The following is a 19,055-nucleotide window of genomic DNA, read 5'->3' on the forward strand; positions in this document are numbered from 1 at the left end:
GCCGCGTTTCTGCGATCCTTTTTCCAGACATGATGATTGAGTGTCGGCATGAGTGAATTGGTTGCGGCGTTGCCGATGTATGACTGGCCCGAAGTGCGCGGCGAGGTCGACGCGCAATGGGCACGATTGCGCGATGCCTTCCGGCAAAAAGGTATCGACGCGCCGCAAACCCTGGTGCGCAGCAATGGTGACCTGCCGTCGGTGCCGGGCGGTATTCGCGATGCTGCCGGTACATTGATCGCGCCCGATCCGGCGACCCTGCCGCCGGATGAACTCGACTATCACAAGCTTTGGCTGCACCCGGCGCTGTTGTTCGCGCAGACCTGCTGGGGGCCGATGGAGCTTGGCCTGTCCAGGCATGTGCAGGTGATCGGCCAGCCCAGCTACGACGCCTACGAAGGCGGGCAAGGCGAACTCTATTCCAGCGCGCTGGTGATGCGGACAGGCGAGGGGCCGGAAGTTCTATCGCCGGCGAACGGCAGCCCCTTGCTCCCGCTCGATCTGATGCGTGGCAAGCGCTTCACCTTCAACAGCCTCGATTCGATGTCGGGGTTTCTCGGACTGACACGCGACCTGGATGTGATGGGCGAAAGTCTGGACATCTTTGCCTCGCGGAGCGAAAGCGGCGGCCATCGCGCTTCGATCGTCGCCATTGCCGAAGGCAGGGCCGATGTTGCGGCGATCGACTGCGAGAGCTGGATACTGGCGCAACGCTTCGAGCCGGCGGCGAAAAAGGTGGCGGTCGTCGGCTGGACGGGACGGCGCAAAGGCCTGCCTTACATCACCGCCGCAACGACGCCGGAAAAGACGGTCAAGGCGCTGCGTGAGGCCATTGCCGGACTAGCCGAGCAGCCGCTCGTCAAGCGGGTAGGTTGAGAGCTGCTCGTTGCCGGCCGCGGTGATCAGGATCTGCTCCTCGATCTTGACGCCCTCGCGCCCGCCAAGCCGGCCGATATAGCTTTCCACGCACAGCACCATGCCTGGTTCCAGCACGCCGTCCGGCGTGTCTGATGTCCAGTCGCTGGCATGCGGCAGCGTCGGATATTCATCGGCCAGCCCAACGCCGTGATAAAGCACGCCGTAACGGGTCGGGAAGCAATCGCCGGGCGGTACCGCCGAGCGTTCGACAAGGTCGCGAAACCTGATGCCCGGCTGCATCAGAGCCGTGTTGTGTTCGATCTGATCGGCGGCGATGCGAAACAGGTCGCGCTGTTCGTTGGTCGGCGTTGTATCGCCGCACAGCCATGTGCGCGACAGGTCGGCGCAGAAGCCGTAGGGACCGATCAGGTCGGTGTCGAAGGCTACAAGATCGCCAGCCTCGATCTTGCGTGACGAGCATTCCTGGAACCACGGATTGGTGCGCGGCCCCGACGTGAGCAATCGCGTCTCGATCCATTCGCCGCCGCGCGCGATGTTCCCGCGATGAAGTTCCGCCCACAATTCGTTCTCGGAAATGCCCGGCTTCAGCGCCTGTTCCATCTCGCCCATCGCCGCTTCGCAAGCGACGATGGCGCGGCGCATGGCCAGGATTTCGTCCGGAGACTTGATCAGCCGCGCGTTCTCCATCACCGCTTCGCCATTGCCGATGGAAATGCCGAGGCGAGCCAGTTCCTCGACGCCTTCCGGATTGATGTGGTCGATGGCGATCCGGCTGTTGCCGCCACCATGCTCTTTCACCAGATCGACGATTCCGGCGGCCCAGCGGCGGACTTTCTGCTCGGTCAGTTCGCCGCCATAGAGATACATCCACGATACCGCCGGCCGCACTTCGTCGACGACGCCGGAATGGTCGGACAGGTGCTCGCAGGAAAAATAGTCGAACAGCACCACCGGCCCGTCGGTGGCAACAAAACAATGCCGCGTCGGGTTGTGCGCCACCCAGAGCTGCATGTTGGTGCTGTCGGTGGCGTAGCGGATGTTGACGGGGTCGTAGAGCAGAGCGCCGGCGTATCCGCGGCGCTTCAGCTCAGCGCGGATGCGTTCCAGCCGGTACTGGCGCATCGCAGGCAGATCGGGAGCGGCAATGCCTGCCGCTGCCCATTCAGCCTCAGCCTGCGCGCCGTAGCCCAGCACATGCTGGTTGAGCGAAGCCGCCTTCTGGCGGGAGGCGTCGCGCAGCGCTTCGATAGAGTCCGGCTCGAACGGCATGATCTTGCGATGCCGGCCAAAGCTGCCCTTTGGCCCCGCGCTGTCCATGATCAGGTCCGCATCTTCTCGCCGCTAGGGTCGAAGGGCGCTTCGACGTTGATGCGGGCCGGTCGGCGGTGTCCGAGGATCTCGATCTCGAACAGTCCGGCACTTTCGTCCTCGGCAAGAGCCGCCGGCACATAGCCTTGCGCCATCGACTTCTGCACATAGTGGGCATAGCCGCCCGACGTGACCCAGCCAACCACGCGCCAGTCGCCGTCGACGATGCCGCGCACGGCGGACGCGCCTTCGGCAGCCTTGGAGCCACGTATTTCCTTGCCGCTCTTGTCGAAGCGCGGCGCGCCATAGCCGTGCGGCTTTTCAACCGTGCCGTAGTCCTTGCTGACCTTGGCCCAGATCGGCTCGTCGCCCATGACATCGGCATCGGCGGCATCGACGATGAAGGAAACGCGGCGCAGTTTTGGTCCTTCGGCCTGTTCCTTGGCGGCAGCCTCGCGGCCGATGAAGTCGTTTTTCTCCAGCTTGATGAAGCGATCCATCGCGCCTTCGAACGGTCCGTAGATCGGCCGCAGCTCGCGGAACCAGGTCGGAAAGTTCTTTTCGAGACGCATGGAGAGCAGAGCGCGCATGCCGAAATCGACGAGACCGAACTCCTCGCCAGCGTCCTTGATCGCCTGATAGACGAGGCGCTGGTAGGCTGGCGCCATCCAGATTTCGTAGCCCAGGTCGCCGGTGTAGGTGATGCGGTTGACCAGGCATGGCGCGCCGCCGACAGCCATCTCGCGGAAATCCATGAAGCGGAAGGCTTTGGTCGAGATGTCGACATCGACCAGCTTCTGAAGCAAGTCGCGCGACTTCGGCCCGGCGATCGACAGGCCGACCAGCGTCTGGTCAAAGCGGTGGATGCGGACCGACCCGTCCTTCGGCAGGTGCTTTTCGAACCAGCGCATGTGGTATTTCTGCGCCGCCGACGAACCCCAGATCATGAAGCGGTCTTCGGCCGCCTTGGCGATGGTGAAATCGCCGATCAGCTTGCCGAATTCGTTGAGCATCGGCGTCAGCACGATGCGGCCGGTCTTCGGCATGCGGTTGGTCATCAGCCGGTTGAGGAAATCCTCGGCCGCAGGTCCCGACACTTCGTATTTGGCGAAGTTGGCGATCTCGGTGACGCCGACACGCTCACGCGTGGCGCGCACTTCCTCGCCGATCGGCCCGAAGTCGTTGGAGCGGTGGAAGGAGACGATATCCCTGGGTTCCTTGCCCTTCGGCGCGAACCAGAGCGGCGTCTCAAGTCCCCAGCTGTCGCCCATGACCGCATTGTTGGCCAGCATCGTGTCGTAGAGCGGCGTCGTCTGCGCCGGGCGTGCGGCCGGCAGTTCCTCATTGGGGAAGCGGATGGAGAACCGGCGCGAATAGTTTTCGCGCACCTTGGCGTTTGTGTAGCGCAGGCCTGCCCATTCGCCGAAGCGGGTGACATCCATGCCCCAGACGTCGAAGCCGGGGTCGCCATGCACCATCCAGTTCGACAAAGCGAGGCCAACGCCGCCGCCCTGGCTGAAGCCGGCCATGACGGCGCAGGCGCACCAGAAATTGGTCAGGCCCTGCACCGGGCCGACCAGCGGGTTGCCGTCGAGCGCGAAGGTGAAGGGGCCGTTGATGATCTGCTTGATGCCGGCCTTCTCGATGCCGGGGAAATGCTTGAAGCCGATTTCCAGTGACGGCGCGATGCGGTCGAGGTCGGGCGGGAGCAATTCATGGCCGAAATCCCACGGCGTGTTGACCGGCGACCACGGCTTGCAGGCCTTCTCATAGGTGCCGAGCAGGATGCCGTTGCGCTCCTGGCGGGTGTAGATCTCGCCCTTGAAGTCGAGTACGCCGATCATTTCGCGCCCGGTCGACTTGTTGAACTCCTCGACCTCGGGCATCGGCTCGGTCAAGAGATACATATGCTCCATGGCCAGCACCGGCAATTCGACGCCGACCATGCGGCCGATCTCGCGCGCCCACAGGCCGCCGCAATTGACGACATGCTCGGCCTTCACCGTGCCTTGTTCGGTGACGACGTTCCAGGTGCCGTCGACCTCTTGCGTCAGTTCAACGACGCGGTTGCGCAGCACGATCTCGGCGCCGAGTTTCTTGGCCGCCTTGGAGTAGGCGATGGTGGTGCCGGACGGATCGAGATGGCCTTCGACCGGATCCCACATGGCGCCGACGAAATTGGTCTCGTCCATCAGCGGGAACATCGCCTTGGCTTCGGACGGGGTGATCAGCTCGGTGTCCATGCCGAGATAGCGGCCCTTGGCGTGGGCAAGGCGCAGGAAGTCCATGCGCTCGGGCGTGTCGGCCATCATCACGCCGCCGGTCAAATGCAGCGAGCAGGACTGGCCTGATATTTCCTCGATCTCCTTGTAGAGCTGCACCGTATAGGCCTGCAGCTTGGCGACGTTGGGATCGCCGTTCAGCGTGTGGAAGCCGCCCGCCGCATGCCAGGACGAGCCGGAGGTGAGTTCCGAGCGCTCGATCAGCATGATGTCGGTCCAGCCGGCCTTGGCCAGGTGATAGAGAACCGAGCAGCCGACGACGCCGCCGCCGATGACAACCGCTTTTACGTGAGATTTCATTTAGATAGGTCCGTTTTTGAAGAGATTGAATCGGGTGGCCCCTCTGGAGGGAAAGGAAGGGCGCCAGCCTGCATAAGCTCGCACCTTTCCTCTCCCCCCGTCGATCGGGGGAGAGGTGTCGAGCGCAGCTCGACGGAGTGGGGGTCGACTGTTCATCAACAACACAGACGATCAAAAATCGGTCGGCGCGCCGCCCTCGGACCGGCGCTTGTCGACGAAGGCGTTGAGTTCCTCGCGGATGGCCGGGTCCATATGGGGCTCTTCGTAGGACGCAAGCCGTTCCTTCCAGACTTTGTTGGCCTTTTCGAGCGCCGTCGGCGAGCCAGCTTCCGCCCAGGTCTCGTAATTGCGCCAGTCGGAGAGGATCGGCGAGTAGAAGGCGGTCTTGTAGCGGTCCTGCGTGTGCTGGGTGCCGAAGAAATGGCCGCCCGGTCCGACCGACTGGATGGCGTCGAAGCCGAGCGCCTCGTCGGACAGGTCGAGCGGGGTCAGGAATTCGGCCACCATCTGCAGCAGGTCGATGTCCAGAATGGTCTTTTCGTAGGAGCAGCGCAGGCCGCCTTCGAGCCAGCCGGCGGCGTGCATCATCAGATTGCCGCCGCCCTGGATGGCGCCCCACAGCGAGAACACGCTTTCGTAGGCCGCCTGCGCGTCGACCGTGTTGGCGGCGCAGGTGTTGGAGGTGCGGTAGGGGATGTTGTAGCGGCGGGCAAGCTGGCCGCCGACGAGCTGCGCCTTCATGTATTCCGGTGTGCCGAAAGCCGGTGAACCGGACTTCATGTCGACATTGGACGTGAAGCCGCCATAGCCGACGGGCGCCCCCTTGCGCACCATCTGGGCGAAGGCGATGCCGGACAGTGCCTCGGCGTTCTGCTGCACCAGCGCGCCGGCAATGGTGACCGGCGCCATGGCACCCGACAGAGTAAACGGCGTCACGACGACGACCTGGCCCTTGCTCGACATCTGGATGATGCCTTCCATCATCGGCACATCGAGCTTGAGCGGCGAGTTGGTGTTGATGATGGTGAAGACGGACGGTTCTTCGAGCATCTGTTCGTGGCTGATGCCGCGCGCGATCCTGGCGATCTCGATGCCGTCGACATTGCGCTCCTTGCCGAGCGAATAGATATGGAACACCTTGTCGGTAAGCACGCTGAGATCGCGGATGCATTCGAGGTGCCGGACGGACGGATGGATATCGGTCGGCTCGACCGGGTAGCCGCCCGTGCAGTTCAGGATGTTGTGCATCTGCGCGAGCTTGAGGAAGTTGCGGTAGTCCTGCTGGTTGCCGGGCCGCCGGCCGCGATCGATGTCGGAGCAATTGGGCGCCGACGCCATCATCGAGATGATCACATTGTTGCCGCCGAAGCGCACATTGTGTGCCGGGTTGCGGGCATGGATGGTGAATTCCGACGGGCAGTGCGACACCAGTTCGAGGATCATGTCGCTGTCGAAGCGCACCCGCTCGCTGCCCTCGCGCACATCGGCGCCATGCGCCTTCATGATGCTCCGGGCTTCGTCATGCAGCACGTCGACGCCGATTTCCCGCAGCACGCGCAAGGAAGCGAGATGGATCGATTCCAGCTCGTCGTCCGAAACCAGCCTGGTTGGGGTCAGCGGGTTCTTCAGCTGGCGAAAAGCCGGCTGCTCGAACGCGGCCGAGCCGCCGGCGCGCTTTCCGGCGCGGCCGCCGCGACGGGCGCGGTCGGTGGCCAGTGCCGGTTCCAAGGGTTGTAGGGCGGCGGTCATGATGGTCCTCGTGCGATGCGATAGCGGGCGGCATAATGGACCGGCGGCTGGCCAGCCATTGCGGAGGCGGCGACCACTAGGGCGAGGGAAGCGACATGCCGGGACGGTAGCTGCGCGACCACGGCATCGCCCTGCCGTGCCGATGCGCCCGGAAGTACCCGAGAGCAGCCGTCGGCTGAATGCGCTTATGTGGAGTGCGTTACACTTCCGTCTTTTACTTCTGATATACTTGCGAGCCTAACGTCTTTGGAGGGACAGTCATGCCTGACGTCGTCAAAGTGCGCGCCGCGACGAACAACGAGGTCGCGTTCCTTTCCTGGGATATAGACGGGATGATCCCGGGCTGCCTTGGCTTCGAGATCGTGCGCATCTATCCCGACACCGGGGTAGAACGCTGCCTGGCCTCCTGGGTGCCTTTCAAGGGACAGCGCAATCCGAGATGGATTCCCCAGGACACCGGCGTCTGGCCGGTGCAGAAGACATTCTGGCGCGATCTGACCGTGCGGCGGCGCCGCGACAGCATCGACGTCAGGCCAGACGGCGAGATGATAGCCTACCGGGTGCGTTCGGTGGGCGACATGAAGCCTGGCCTCGATCCCGTACCGGTGCGGCCCGATCAGGTCGTCGATGGCAAACCCGCCTATACCGGGCCGGCACGGCCGCTGGGCTATCTCGGCCACGGCGCGGTCAGTCCGCCAATCTTCCTCGGACAGATGTTCGGCAAGGCGCGTGTCGCCTTCACCAATGGCGTGCTGTCGACGCAATGGATGTCGCACGCGTTGCAGGAGGCCGGCATCAAGGTCGGGCAGCGCGAGAAGATCGCTGCGATCCTGCAGGATCCGACCAGCAAGATACGCGCCTATCTGCACGGCGATGTGCCAGATGTGCTGACCAGTCTCATGAAACGGGCCAAGACCGAGGGTGGCACCGTCAGGCTTGCGCTCTATGAACTTGGCGATGACGAATTGTGCGATGCTATCATCGCCGCGAAGGATATCGTCGAGGTTATCCTTTCCAATTCTGGCAGGGACGACCAGACCAAGGCCTGGGACGCCGGTAACGCGCCATACAGGAAGCGCTTGCACGACGCGGGCGTCGTGGTGACGGACCGCCTGTTCAACAACAACCACATCGGCCACAACAAGTTTGCCGTCTACCGCGATCCCCAGGGCAAGCCGCAAGCGGTGATGACCGGCAGCACCAACTGGACGTCGACAGGCATCTGCGGACAGTCCAACAACGCCTTCATCCGCGACGACCCTGATATGGCCGAGATCTTCGACGCCTATTGGCAGCGCATGAAGGCCGATGTGTTCCCGCCGCCGGCCTCGGAAAGCGCCGCCGGTCATGTCGCGCAGACGCAAGGCGTGCCCTTCCGCCGGGAAAACCACAGGCCAAATTCGCTGAACGGCGCCACGGCGGCGCTGGACGGCATGACGGTATGGTTTTCACCCAACGACCCCGACCGCAACAAGAAGGACATCTCGGTGCGGCCGGTCGACCTCGAGGACGTCTTTGCCCGCATCAAGGCGGCGAAGCGCGCGGTGCTGTTCCTGGTGTTCAATCCTTCATTGCTGGGCGACAACTCGATCGTCGACCAGGCGGTGGCGGCAGCGATGGCCGATCCGAAGCTGATCGTGCAGGGCGCGATCAGCGACGAGACCGCCATGCCCAACTATGTCGCGCCGACCAAGGATCCGGTCACCCACAAGTCGAACAAGGACGGCAAGTCGCCATTCGTTTTTCCGGAGAAAGTCTGGGAGGCGCCGAACGTCTCGATCGTGCGGGCGGCAAACCTGACCGGCGCGACGATCGCCCGCGATTTCCAGGCGGAGGTGCTGACCGTCGGCCATGCGATCGTGCACGACAAGATCGTCATCATCGATCCGATGGAAGACAACGCCACCGTCATCACCGGCAGCCATAACCTTGGCTATAAGGCGTCCTACGAAAATGACGAGAACCTGGTGATCGTCGAGGGCGACAAGACCTTCGCCGCCGCCTACGCGGTGCACATGCTCGACGTGTTCGATCACTACAAGTTCCGCGCCTGGCGCCGGACGATCGGCAAGGGACCTTCCGACGATGACGGGATCGCCACCGATGACAAGTGGTTGAAGCCTTACGCCGACGGCAAGAAGGGCGCTATCGCCCGGTATTTTCCGTAGCGTCGGCCGAGCCGGGCACTTGCCGCCGTTCAATCAGGAACCATTCGGCTTCGGCCAACCGGACGGGCTCGTTGGCGCAAGCGGATTTCGGTGGCCGGCCCTTCCTTTCCCCAAGTCGAACCCGTAGCTAGTCGGGCTTGCAGGCCGGATGGCCAGCATTTCATATGGATGACAGCATCAGCATGGTCGCGACCGGCTCGAGCGAAGGCGAAGCGGGAACGCAGTGGGCAGCGCTTGCCGGCGTCACAGCGGCACTTGCCATGTTCGGCGCGGCGCAAGGGCTGAGCTCGCCGCTGTTCACACTGCTGATGCAGAAACAAGGCATGTCGCCGGCACTAATCGGCCTGTCGGCGGCGATGATGCCGCTCGGCCTGATCCTGTCGGCTTCCTTCGTGCCGGCGGCGGTGCGGCTGGTCGGCGCACGCAACCTGGCGGTCGGCTGCTCGCTGACCGGCGCGCTCTGCTTCCTGGGCATCGGTTATCTGCAGGACTGGGTGGCCTGGTTCGTCATCCGCTTCATCATCGGCGTGGTCATCAACCCGCTCTACATCCTGGGCGAGGTGTGGGCGCTGTCGCTGGCGCCGCCGTCGCGTCGCGGCAGGGTGATGGGTGTCTTCAACACGCTGATGGGCGCCGGTTACGCGGCCGGGCCATTCGCGCTGACCCTGCTAGGCACGTCGGGCTGGGCGCCCTTCCTGGTCGGTGTCGCCGGCTTCACGCTCTGTGCGGTGATCCTGCACGCCGTCTCGTCAAAGCTCACCGGTTTCGAGGATGACGGTCAGCCTGCCAGCGGCCTTGTCGGCTTCGCCAAGGTGGCGCCCGCGCTGCTGCTTGCTGTTCTGGTTTCGGCGGCGGTCCAGCAGAGCACCTATGCGCTGGTCCCGGTCTTCGGCGCCAGTTACGGTCTGGCGGAAGCCGTGCTGGCCTCGCTGGTGATGGCGCTTTCGCTGGGCAACATCCTGCTGCAGATTCCGCTCGGCCTTCTGGCGGAGCGTTTTGGCGGCCGCGCCATGATCATCGTCTGTGCTCTGGCGACCGCCACCTGCGCAGCCCTGCTGCCGTTGTTGATCATGACGCCGCTGATCTGGGTGGTGCTGCTGGTGATGGGCGCTGTCGGCTACGGCGTCTACACCATGGCGCTGGTCGAACTCGGCAGCCGGTTCAAGGGCTCGGTGCTGGTCGCCGGCAACGCGGCCTTTGCGCTGATGTGGGGTGCCGGCGGCATCGTCGGCCCACCCGGTGCCGGCCTGCTCATGCAAGGCATCGGCCCGCTCGGCCTGCCGGTCGTGATCGCCGGCCTCGACGCGGTGCTGGTGTTGTTCGCGCTGTATCGCTCATCGGTGCGCCGAGCTTCCTGACAGGCCCAACCTCCTGACAAGCCCAGCCTCCTGACAAGCATCGTCTGGAGCAAGCGGTTTTCGGCCGCCGGGGGCTTACCACCATCCAACTCAATCGCTAATCCTGCAGCCCGATAATGGTGCGCACAATGACTCTGGCGGAATCGAACGACGACGAGACGATGCAATGGGCCGCGATTACCGGTGATCGCGACCGTCTCGGTGTTCGCCATCGCGCAGGGGCTGTCCTATCCGCTATTGAGCTTCATCCTGCAGCGCCAGGGCGTTTCTCCGGCGATGATTGGCCTGTCGGCGGCGATGACGCCGGTCGGCTTCATCCTGTCGTCGCCGCTGATCCCGGCGCTGGCGCGCCGGTTCGGGGCAGGGCGCACCGCGCTCATTTGTGCTGCTCTGTCAGCAATCGTGCTGGCGCTGATTGGCTGGACGCAGAATGTCTACCTATGGTTTCCGCTGCGCTTCCTGATCGGCGTGGTGACCAATCCGCTCTATGTGCTGAGCGAGATCTGGGTGATCGCGCTGGCGCCGCCGGCGCGACGCGGCCGCGTCATGGGTGTCTATTCGACGGTCATCTCGGCCGGTTTCGCGGCTGGGCCGTTGTGCTTGCTTGCCGTCGGCACGCAAGGCTGGCCGCCCTTCCTCGTCGGCATTTTTGCCTTCGTGCTGTGCGGCATCTGCCTGGCCTCGGTGCTGCCGCGGCTGCCGAAGGTCGACGAAGCCGGGCATCAGGTTTCCGTTCTGGGCTTCGTGCCGCTGGCCTGGCTGCTGTTGTTTGCCGTCGTTGTGGCCGCCGGCTTCGAGCAGGGCGCGCTGGCCTTGCTGCCGGTCTATGGCACTCATCACGGCATCACTGAGACCCGCATGTCGGCGCTGCTGTCGGTGATGATCGCCGGCAACATCGCCATGCAGGTGCCGCTCGGCCTGCTGGCCGAAAGGCTTTCTGCGCGCCTGGTGCGGCTTGCCTGCGTCGCGATCACGGTGCTCGGCTGCCTGCTCCTGCCGCTTCTCATCGAGTCATCACTGATCTGGCCGATGATCTTTGTCTGGGGCGCGGTTTCCTACGGCATCTACACGATGTCGATCATCGAGCTCGGCGAGCGCTTCACCGGCTCGACACTGGTCGCCGGCAATGCCGCCTTCTCGCTGATGTGGGGCGTCGGCGGCATCGCCGTGCCGCCGCTGGCGGGCACCGCCATGGACATCTTGGGTGCGAGAGGTCTGCCGATCACGCTTGGCCTGATGTGCCTGGCGCTGGCCATCGCAAGCCTGGTTGGTCGGCGGAAAGCCTTAATCGTGCGCTGAACATATTGAATACCGGACACGGCATATCGATGTTGGCAGTGCCAAAAGCGACACGTTTATCGGAGACCTCATGACCAAGCCCGCCACCAAGACGCCCAATTCCGCTCCTTCGACCGACGATCCGTTTCTCTGGCTGGAGGACAGGACAGCCAAGCAGTCGCTCGACTGGGTGCATCGCCAGAACGAGGTCACGGTTGGCGAGCTGCAGGGCGATCCGTCCTATCAGGCGTCGTTCCAGACCGCGCTCGACCTGATGACGGCGGAGGACAACATCGCAGTCGGCGCCGCCATTGCCGGCCATGTCTACAATTTCTGGCAGGACAAGACCAATGTGCTCGGCCTCTGGCGCCGCACGACGGTCGCTTCCTACAAGACCGAGAAGCCCGACTGGGAAACGATCATCGACTTCGACCAGCTTGCGGCGAAGGAGGGGACCAAATGGGTTTTTGGCGGCGCAAGCCGACTCTATCCGGACTTCAACCGCTGCCTGGTCTCGATGTCGCCGGATGGCGGCGACGCCAGCGAGATGCGCGAATTCGACATCGAAACTGAATCGTTCGTAGAAGATGGGTTTCACGCGCCGGCGTCGAAGTCGGGCTTCAGCTGGCTGGACAAGGACACCGTGATTGTTTCCGCCGCGTTCGAAGAGTCCGACAAGACCGATTCCGGTTATCCGCGTGTGATCAAGCTCTGGAAGCGCGGCACAAAGCTTGAAAACGCGACACCGATCTTCGAGGCGCAGAAAGAGGATCTCGCCGTTGGTGCCGCCGTCGAGTACGACGGCGACAGACGCTATCTGATCCTGGCCCGGACGCTGAATTTCTTCGCTTCGCACATCTTCCTGCGGCTGCCTTCCGGTGAAAACAAACAGCTGCCGCTGCCGGACGACATGACCGATACGGCAATATTCAGGGACCAGCTCGTCTTCGGCGTGCGCAGTCCATGGACGGCGCCCGATGGCACGGTTTGCAAGCCTGACGGCCTCTATTCGCTGGATCTGGCGCACTGGGTCGAGACCGGCGCGCTCGGACCTGTGGAAACCTTGTTCGAGCCGGCATATCGCGTTTCCATCGCCGGCATTGCCCGTACGCAGGACCGGCTATTCATCAACCTGATGGACAATGTGCGCGGCAAGGTCGTCGTGTGCGAGCGAAGGGATGGCAGATGGTCGCTGAAACCAGTCGCGCTGCCCGAGAACGGCAATGTCGGTATCAGCCATGCCGAGCATTTCGGCTCGACCGTCTCCTTCTCCTTCAGCGATTTCCTGACGCCGAGCTCGATCATCTGGTCTGATGACAATGGCGAGACGCTCGCCACCGTGAAGTCGCAGCCGGCGCGTTTCGATGCCTCGCCGCTGATCTCGGAGCAGTTCGAGGCGCGCTCGAAGGACGGCACGATGATCCCGTACTTCGTCGTCCGGCGGCGCGACCAGAAGGGCCCGGTGCCGACGCTGCTCTACGGCTATGGCGGCTTCGAAGTGCCGCTGCTGCCGGGCTATGCCGGCGTGCGCGGCAGGCTGTGGCTGGAAAAGGGCAATGCCTATGTGCAGGCCTGCATTCGCGGTGGCGGCGAGTTCGGTCCGGCGTGGCATCAAGCGGCGCTCAAGGGCAATCGCCAGAACGGATTCGACGACTTCGCCGCGGTTGCGCAGGACGTCGTCAAACGCGGCATCGCGACAGCAAGCTCACTCGGCATCCAGGGTGGTTCGAATGGCGGCCTGCTGACCGGTGTCTCGCTAACGCAGCATCCCGAGCTGTTCGGCGCCGTCATCATCGAAGTGCCGCTGCTCGACATGCTGCGCTACACCGAATTGCCGCCTGGCGCCTCGTGGATGGCCGAATATGGCGATCCGTCAAAACTGGAAGACGCGAAGTGGCTTTCAGCCTACTCGCCCTATCAGCATGTCGACGCCGGTGCCGCCTATCCGCCGGTGCTGTTGACGACCTCGACCGCGGACGACCGGGTCCATCCCGGCCATGCGCGCAAGATGGCCGCCCGCTTGCAGGAAGCCGGCCATGCCAAGACGCTGTTCTTCGAGGAGACAGAAGGCGGGCATGGCGGGCGTGGCGACCGCCGGCCGCAGGCGGCGCAGACGGCGATGAAATATGTGTTCCTGCAAAGGGCGCTGGGCGGGGTGGCATAACCGGCAGGCCGAGTGTCGCCGACGCAAAGGGTGGTTCACCTCGACCGCCCTTTGCTCGCTCTCTTGTTTTGACGCAATTCCCTGAGGGAAAGCGCTACGCGCTTTTCCCGGGAAAACCGTTTCACACTTTTCCTGGAATTGCTTAAGGTGCCGGCCATGGTTCTCGTCAGGATGTTGGTTGGCGCATTTGAGGCTCGCGCATTGCGGGTCGCGGTGACTCCGTCACCGCGCACCCTGCGCGCGGAGCTTTTGCGGCTGTGCGCCCGCATCGGTTACTCGCCACCTGTCTGCCTCTGACGCATTCGCCCCGGCGAAGCCGGATTGAATCCAGAGGAAAGATCAGATCCATGACCTATCAGAATTATTCGCTGAAGCAGCTTCAGCAGATCGACGCCGCGCATCATCTCCACCCGTTCACCGACCACAAGGAACTGCGCGAGGCCGGCTCGCGCATCATCACTCACGCCAACGGGCCGTTCATCTACGATTCCGAAGGGGCTGAAATCCTCGACGGCATGGCCGGGCTGTGGTGCGTCAACATCGGCTATGGCCGTGACGAGCTGGCCGAGGCTGCCTATGCCCAGATGAAGGAGCTCCCTTACTACAACTCCTTCTTCAAATGCTCGACGCCGACGCCGGTGCTGCTGTCCAAGAAGCTGGCGGAGATCGCGCCGAAGCACGTCAACCAGGTGTTCTACGGCTCGTCCGGTTCGGAAGCCAACGACACGGCGCTGCGTCTCGTGCGCCACTACTGGGCGCTGGAGGGCAAGCCGGAGAAGAACCGCATCATCTCGCGCAAGATGGCCTATCACGGCTCGACCGTTGCCGGCACGTCGCTCGGCGGCATGGATGGCATGCACAAGCAGCTCGGCGGCGCGGTACCCAACATCGTCCATGTCATGATGCCCTATGCCTATGAACTGGCGCTGCCCGGCGAGAGCGATCATGATTTCGGCCTGCGCGCGGCCAAGGCCGTTGAGGATGCCATCCTCGAAGCCGGCGCCGACAAGGTTGCCGCCTTCATCGGCGAGCCGGTGATGGGAGCGGGCGGCGTGAAGATACCGCCGGTCAGCTACTGGCCGGAAGTGCAGCGCATCTGCCGTAAATACGATGTTCTCTTGATGCTGGACGAGGTCATCACCGGCTATGGCCGCACCGGCGAGTGGTTTGCCGCCCAGACGCTCGGCATCGAGCCCGACACCATCACCACGGCCAAGGCGCTGACGTCGGGCTACCAGCCGCTGTCGGCATTGCTGGTCGGCGACCGCATCGCCTCGACGCTGGTCGAGAAGGGGGGCGAGTTCAATCACGGCTATACCTATTCCGGGCACCCGGTGGCCTGCGCCGTGGCGCTGAAGAACCTCGAGATCATCGAGCGGGAAGGGCTGGTCGATCGCGTCCGGAACGATACCGGCCCTTACTTCGCCAAGGCGTTGCAGGAGCGCATTGCCGGGCATGATCTGGTCGGCGAGGTGCGTTCGATCGGACTGATGGGCGCGATCGAGATCGTCAAGGACAAGGCGACCAAGGAGCGGTTCCTGCCGGCTGGAAGCGCGGCGGTGACCGTGCGTGACCACGCGATCGCCAACGGCATGATGCTGCGCGCCACCGGCGACACGATGATCCTGTCGCCGCCGCTGATCTGGACCCGTGATACGATCGACATGGCCTGCGACCGCATCTCGAAGGCGCTGGATCTGGCGCAGGTTGACCTGCGCAAGCGGTAGGGCTCGACCCTGGACCAGGCGTTCCTCAGCAGGGGAACGCCTGGCCTCGGGAACATGCTGAAGCGACGAGGGAACGAATTCCATCCCCAGCGCGTAGTGTGTGGGGCAGCGGCTGATTCGGCTGCGAGAAGGGGTTTGTTTGCATGAGAAAGACCGGCAAGAGCCGACGGACGCAAGAAGCGGCCAGCATTGGCGGTGACCTGATGCTGGCACCGCTGGTGGCGATGATGCGGCTGCCGTTGATGGCCATGGATGGCGGGAGCAGCCAGCCATGGAGCACGGAGACCGCGCGTGCGGTGAACGAGAAGACCGCGGCTATGGCCGAAGGCGCGTTTGCGGCGCAGATGTCTTTCCTGCAGTCGGCATCGCGGTTCTGGCCGGAAGTCTTTTCCGGTCGCACGCCGTCGCTGTTCAACGGTGTCGCCGCGGAGCGCTCGATCAGCGCCGCGCTGAAGCCGGCAAGCCGTGCCGTGAAAGCGAATTTTCGTCGGCTGTCCGACAAGACCTGACCGGGGTTGCAGAACTTTGATTTTGCGCATCGAGGAGCGCATGCGCTAGAACCAGTCGGTGCAGTTACCGATGGGGGACACGATGGCCGGACAACCGCTCAACCAGCCGGCTGAAATTCCAGCCGAACTCGACCGCTGGAACTGGGGCGCCTTCTTCCTCAACTGGATCTGGGGCATCGGCAACAGCACCTTCGTCGCGCTGCTGGCGCTGATTCCTGTCGTCAACATCATCATGATCATCGTGCTGGGTGCGCGCGGCAGCCGCTGGGCCTGGCAGAACCGCGCCTGGCGCGACGCAGAGCAGTTTCGCAAGACGCAACGCAACTGGGCAATCGCCGGCCTTGTCGTCTGGGTTGTCGGGATCGGCGGCTGCGCGACGATGGTCGGCAGCATTCCCTACGTCCTGAAAGGCAGCGATGCCTACCACATGACGATGGACAGACTTCGCGCCGACGACCGCGTCAAGGCCGCCCTCGGTGATGATCTGGCCGACAGTTTCTGGGTCGGTGGCCATCTCAATGTCAATGCGAATGGGGCTGGTGACGCCCAGTTCGGCATTCCGGTCCATGGCGCCAAGGGCAAGGGCACCGCCTACTCGACCGCTGTCCGAACGGCCGGGACGTGGAGCCTGCGCCTGCTGGTCGTCAGGGTCGAGGGAGCCGATGCGCCGATCGTGCTGATCAACGAAGATCATGTCCCGATCCCGAATGCTGCAATCGGAATATAGCAGGGCAAAGCGCAAGATCGCGGCCTATACGCGATGCGACGGCTGACAGTTCGGATGGCTTTGTGGCGAGCGCCGCGCGGCGAAGGTGGTCGCCGACTCACCCTATGATCCGGAAGGCGCCCGCGGGCGCATGTGAGGCATCCCGGAGTACGATCCGGGCGGTCGATGCCTCGAAACGCGCTGAAGGGCAAAACGCAAAAACCGCGCTCCATCGGGAACGCGGCTTTGCCAGATACGCATGGCGCTTCGCTACTCAAACACTTTGCGAAACTTACGGGCTCCGGTACGCGAGACCTGATCCGGAGCGCCGGGCGGATGCGATATGTCCGCCTCGCAATCCGTTTTATAGGGACATCGTTACCGCAGAGTTATCGAGAGCTTAAGCAAATCTAAATTTGCATTTTTTCTGCCGAAGAAAATCGGAAAAAGTCCGCCAAATCCGTTGGTTACGCTGGGTTACCCCTGAGAAAATTAATTATGCCGGAGAAATCCGTGCCGCCATGTCCCTGGGCGTTGAACAAGGCATAGAGCTGGGCTGCCTCGGCGCCAAGTGGCGTCACAGCACCGGCACTTTGCGCGGCTTCCTGGGACAACTTCAGGTCTTTCAGCATTAGTGCCGCTGCAAATCCTGGGTTGTAGTCCCTGTTTGCGGGCGAAGTCGGCACCGGGCCGGGCACCGGGCAATAGGTGGTCAAGGACCAGCATTGGCCCGACGAGGTCGAGGCGACGTCGAACAGCGCCTGGTGTGACAGACCGAGCTTTTCAGCCAGCACGAAGGCTTCGGCGACGCCGATCATCGAAATGCCGAGGATCATGTTGTTGCAGATCTTTGCCGCCTGTCCGGCGCCGTCGCCGCCGCAATGCACGATGCGGCCGGCCATCGGTTTCAAGACCGGCTCGGCAACGGCGAAGGCATCGTCGGAGCCTCCGGCCATGAAGGTCAGCGTGCCGGCCGCGGCACCGCCGGTGCCGCCCGAGACGGGCGCATCGATGGACAGCAGGCCGTGTTTGGCGGCAATAGCATGCGCCTTGCGCGCCGATTCGACATCGATGGTCGAGGAATCGACGAACAGCGCGCCCTTTTTCACCTTGGGCGCGATGTCCTCGTAGACCGACAGCACATGCTTGCCGGCCGGCAGCATGGTGATCACCACGTCGGCATCCTTCACCGCGGCAGGTGCATTCGCCATGATCGTCACGCCATGTTCTTTGGCGACGGTGAGGTTCTCCGGCACGAGGTCGAAGCCGTTCACCGCATGCCCCGCCTTGACCAGATTGGCGGCCATCGGATTGCCCATGTTACCGAGGCCGATGAAGGCGATCGTCGTCATTGTCTCTCTCCGAACTTTGGTGATCTCAACGGCCAATTAGCGCGCGTGCGATGATGACGCGCATGATCTCGTTGGTGCCTTCGAGGATCTGGTGCACCCGCAGGTCCCGCACCAGCTTCTCGATGCCGTAGTCGTGCAGGTAGCCGTAGCCGCCGAGCAGTTGCAGCGCATCGTTGGCGACGGTGAAGCCGGTATCGGTGACGAAGCGCTTGGCCATCGCCGACCATTTGCCGGCATCCGGCGCCTTGCGGTCGAGCTTGGAGGCGGCGGCATAGAGGAAGATGCGCGCCGCCTGCAACTCGGTCTCCATGTCGGCCAGCCTGAACTGCAAAGCCTGGAACTGATTGATCTTCGAGCCGAAGGCCTTGCGCTCGGCGGTGTAGGAAAGCGCCTTGTCGAGCGCCGATTGCGCGCCGCCCAGCGAACAGGCGGCGATGTTCAGCCGGCCGCCGTCGAGCCCGGCCATGGCAATGCCGAAACCAGCGCCTTCGCCCGACAAAAGGTTCTCCGCCGGCACCTTGCAGTCCTCGAAAATGACCTGGCGGGTCGACTGCATGTGCCAGCCCATCTTGTGTTCGTTGGCGCCGAATGAGAGGCCTGGTGCGTCTTTCGGCACGACGATGGTGGAAATGCCTTTCGGTCCGTCGGCGCCTGTGCGCACCATGACGGCGTAGACATCGCTGTCGCCGGCGCCGGAGATGAACTGCTTGGTGCCGTTGAGGACATAGTCGCCGCCGCTCTTCACCGCACGCGTTTTCAGCGCCGCGGCGTCGGAGCCGGAGCCCGGCTCGGTCAGGCAGTAGCTCGCCAGCCATTCCATCGAAGTGAGCTTCGGCAGGAAGCGCTGGCGCTGTTCGTCATTGCCGAAACGGTCGATCATCGAGGCCACCATGTTGTGGATCGAGATGAACGACGAAAAGGCCGGATCGGCATGCGACAACGCCTCGAAGATCAGCACGGCGTCGAGTCGGCCAAGTGCCGAGCCGCCGACGTCGTCCCTGATGTAGATGCCGCCAAGGCCGAGCGGCCCGGTCTCGCGGATCACATCGGCCGGGAAATGCTTGTTGCGGTCCCAGTCGAGTGCGTTCGGCGCGACGCGGTCGGCGGCGAAGGCCTGCGCCATCTCCTGGATGGCGTGCTGCTCCTCGTTGAGTTCGAACTGGCTGGTGCTCGCATCGACCGCGGCGTCCATGGCGTGCTCCCTAATATCTTCGACCTGTTGGCCTGTCGTTTTTGGCTTTGCGCGCGCACCAATCTAGACCAATGATGCCGCCG

General features: G+C 63.5%; 12 protein-coding genes and 1 pseudogene. 8 read left to right on the top strand and 5 right to left on the bottom strand.

Going from position 1 to position 19,055, the window contains the following annotated elements; translation table 11 throughout:
* Window positions 1–48 precede the first annotated feature (48 nt).
* A complete protein-coding gene (locus C8D77_RS23940) occupies window positions 49–876 on the top strand; it encodes a phosphate/phosphite/phosphonate ABC transporter substrate-binding protein (protein ID WP_109668644.1) in 828 nt (275 codons plus the stop codon).
* On the opposite strand, the gene C8D77_RS23945 is transcribed toward C8D77_RS23940, so the two are convergent.
* The 3 genes from C8D77_RS23945 to C8D77_RS23955 all read right to left on the bottom strand — a co-directional run bounded on the left by C8D77_RS23945 (window position 841) and on the right by C8D77_RS23955 (window position 6,518).
* On the bottom strand, window positions 841–2,196 hold the full coding sequence (locus C8D77_RS23945; RefSeq protein WP_109668646.1) for a M24 family metallopeptidase: 1,356 nt from the start codon (window positions 2,194–2,196) through the stop codon (window positions 841–843). The two genes, C8D77_RS23940 and C8D77_RS23945, sit on opposite strands and share 36 nt — an antisense overlap.
* 2 nt (window positions 2,197–2,198) lie before the next feature.
* Window positions 2,199–4,769, bottom strand: a complete 2,571-nt coding sequence (locus tag C8D77_RS23950; protein ID WP_109668648.1) for a GcvT family protein — start codon at window positions 4,767–4,769, stop codon at window positions 2,199–2,201.
* A gap of 171 nt (window positions 4,770–4,940) precedes the next feature.
* Window positions 4,941–6,518 carry a trimethylamine methyltransferase family protein gene (locus tag C8D77_RS23955; RefSeq protein WP_109668651.1) on the bottom strand — a complete coding sequence of 526 codons (1,578 nt, stop codon included), beginning with the start codon at window positions 6,516–6,518 and terminating at the stop codon, window positions 4,941–4,943.
* Between the two features lie 260 nt (window positions 6,519–6,778).
* On the opposite strand from C8D77_RS23955, the gene C8D77_RS23960 reads away from it, so the two are divergent.
* The 7 genes and pseudogenes from C8D77_RS23960 to C8D77_RS23995 all read left to right on the top strand — a co-directional run bounded on the left by C8D77_RS23960 (window position 6,779) and on the right by C8D77_RS23995 (window position 16,449).
* The gene (locus tag C8D77_RS23960; protein WP_109668653.1) at window positions 6,779–8,686 is read left to right on the top strand and encodes a phospholipase D-like domain-containing protein; all 1,908 of its coding nucleotides are present in this window, start codon (window positions 6,779–6,781) and stop codon (window positions 8,684–8,686) included.
* 182 nt (window positions 8,687–8,868) lie between these two features.
* Entirely contained in the window at window positions 8,869–10,044 is a 1,176-nt protein-coding gene (locus tag C8D77_RS23965) for an MFS transporter (RefSeq protein WP_109668935.1), read from the top strand.
* A 128-nt stretch (window positions 10,045–10,172) separates the two neighbouring features.
* Window positions 10,173–11,343 (top strand): annotated as a pseudogene (locus tag C8D77_RS23970) (MFS transporter).
* Between the two features lie 70 nt (window positions 11,344–11,413).
* Complete coding sequence (locus tag C8D77_RS23975) at window positions 11,414–13,486, top strand: prolyl oligopeptidase family serine peptidase (RefSeq protein ID WP_109668655.1); 2,073 nt, start codon at window positions 11,414–11,416, stop codon at window positions 13,484–13,486.
* A 347-nt stretch (window positions 13,487–13,833) separates the two neighbouring features.
* On the top strand, window positions 13,834–15,213 hold the full coding sequence (locus C8D77_RS23985; RefSeq protein WP_109668658.1) for an aspartate aminotransferase family protein: 1,380 nt from the start codon (window positions 13,834–13,836) through the stop codon (window positions 15,211–15,213).
* 143 nt (window positions 15,214–15,356) lie between these two features.
* Entirely contained in the window at window positions 15,357–15,722 is a 366-nt protein-coding gene (locus C8D77_RS23990) for a hypothetical protein (protein ID WP_109668660.1), read from the top strand.
* Window positions 15,723–15,804: 82 nt separating this feature from the next.
* Window positions 15,805–16,449 (top strand): cytochrome c oxidase assembly factor Coa1 family protein, encoded by a 645-nt coding sequence (locus C8D77_RS23995; RefSeq protein ID WP_109668938.1) that lies wholly within the window; start codon window positions 15,805–15,807, stop codon window positions 16,447–16,449.
* A 446-nt stretch (window positions 16,450–16,895) separates the two neighbouring features.
* On the opposite strand, the gene mmsB is transcribed toward C8D77_RS23995, so the two are convergent.
* Entirely contained in the window at window positions 16,896–17,780 is an 885-nt protein-coding gene (gene mmsB, locus C8D77_RS24000; protein WP_109668662.1) for a 3-hydroxyisobutyrate dehydrogenase, read from the bottom strand.
* Between the two features lie 25 nt (window positions 17,781–17,805).
* On the bottom strand, window positions 17,806–18,972 hold the full coding sequence (locus C8D77_RS24005) for an isobutyryl-CoA dehydrogenase (protein WP_109668664.1): 1,167 nt from the start codon (window positions 18,970–18,972) through the stop codon (window positions 17,806–17,808).
* Between the last annotated feature and the right edge of the window lie 83 nt (window positions 18,973–19,055).

This window comes from Mesorhizobium loti (assembly GCF_003148495.1).
GTDB lineage: Bacteria > Pseudomonadota > Alphaproteobacteria > Rhizobiales > Rhizobiaceae > Mesorhizobium > Mesorhizobium loti.

Bases quoted from the DNA above. Each gene is read 5' to 3' on its own strand.
- C8D77_RS23985 (WP_109668658.1), top strand. From the start codon at position 13,834: ATGACCTATCAGAATTATTCGCTGAAGCAGCTTCAGCAGATCGACGCC.
- C8D77_RS23965 (WP_109668935.1), top strand. From the start codon at position 8,869: ATGGTCGCGACCGGCTCGAGCGAAGGCGAAGCGGGAACGCAGTGGGCA.
- C8D77_RS23995 (WP_109668938.1), top strand. From the start codon at position 15,805: ATGGCCGGACAACCGCTCAACCAGCCGGCTGAAATTCCAGCCGAACTC.
- C8D77_RS23960 (WP_109668653.1), top strand. From the start codon at position 6,779: ATGCCTGACGTCGTCAAAGTGCGCGCCGCGACGAACAACGAGGTCGCG.
- C8D77_RS23990 (WP_109668660.1), top strand. From the start codon at position 15,357: ATGAGAAAGACCGGCAAGAGCCGACGGACGCAAGAAGCGGCCAGCATT.
- C8D77_RS23940 (WP_109668644.1), top strand. From the start codon at position 49: ATGAGTGAATTGGTTGCGGCGTTGCCGATGTATGACTGGCCCGAAGTG.
- C8D77_RS23955 (WP_109668651.1), bottom strand. From the start codon at position 6,518: ATGACCGCCGCCCTACAACCCTTGGAACCGGCACTGGCCACCGACCGC.
- mmsB (WP_109668662.1), bottom strand. From the start codon at position 17,780: ATGACGACGATCGCCTTCATCGGCCTCGGTAACATGGGCAATCCGATG.
- C8D77_RS23950 (WP_109668648.1), bottom strand. From the start codon at position 4,769: ATGAAATCTCACGTAAAAGCGGTTGTCATCGGCGGCGGCGTCGTCGGC.
- C8D77_RS23945 (WP_109668646.1), bottom strand. From the start codon at position 2,196: ATGGACAGCGCGGGGCCAAAGGGCAGCTTTGGCCGGCATCGCAAGATC.
- C8D77_RS24005 (WP_109668664.1), bottom strand. From the start codon at position 18,972: ATGGACGCCGCGGTCGATGCGAGCACCAGCCAGTTCGAACTCAACGAG.
- C8D77_RS23975 (WP_109668655.1), top strand. From the start codon at position 11,414: ATGACCAAGCCCGCCACCAAGACGCCCAATTCCGCTCCTTCGACCGAC.